This window comes from Pseudomonas sp. 32_A (assembly GCF_017490905.1).
GTDB lineage: Bacteria > Pseudomonadota > Gammaproteobacteria > Pseudomonadales > Pseudomonadaceae > Aquipseudomonas > Aquipseudomonas inefficax.
On sequence record NZ_JAFGYI010000268.1, the window covers coordinates 1 to 475 of the forward strand.

Consider the following 475-nt stretch of genomic DNA (forward strand, 5'->3'; position numbering starts at 1 on the left):
GGCAAGTATCACCTGACGCTCGTCGTGAAGCCGCCGATGCAGACGGGCCACATGGCGTTCGGCCGCCACGTCGACAAGGAAACCGGCGTCGGCGCGTGGTTCAAGCCGATCACGCTCGAATACGATTTCCCGTTCGCCGGCATCGGCAAGAAGGGCGGGTACTGATCGCACCAGCGGTACACGGACGGCGCGCGACGAGCGCGCTGTCTCTTTAGAGAAATACGATGACATTCCCCAGAGCATACGCATTCGCCGCCGCGATCCTCGTCGCCGGCGCCGCGCACGCGGCCGATCTGCCGACCTTCAGGCTCGAGATGGCCGACGGCAAGCTCAATCCGGCGCGCATCGAAGTGCCGGCCGGCCAGCGCATCAAGATTCAGATCCGCAATACGGGCAAGGGCGCCGTCGAGTTCGAGAGCGTGCAGCTGCGCAAGGCGAAGGTGCTCGCGCCGGGCGGCGAATCGTTCGTCGTGAT

Annotated in this window: 2 protein-coding genes; both read left to right on the forward strand. The window is 65.3% G+C overall.

The window, feature by feature from the left end:
* The coding region (locus J5M58_RS26620) for an iron transporter (RefSeq protein ID WP_207880357.1) at positions 1-165 on the forward strand (165 nt) is incomplete at its 5' end.
* 59 nt (positions 166-224) lie between these two features.
* Positions 225-475: cupredoxin domain-containing protein (locus J5M58_RS26625; RefSeq protein ID WP_207880355.1), on the forward strand; the 251-nt coding region annotated here is incomplete at its 3' end.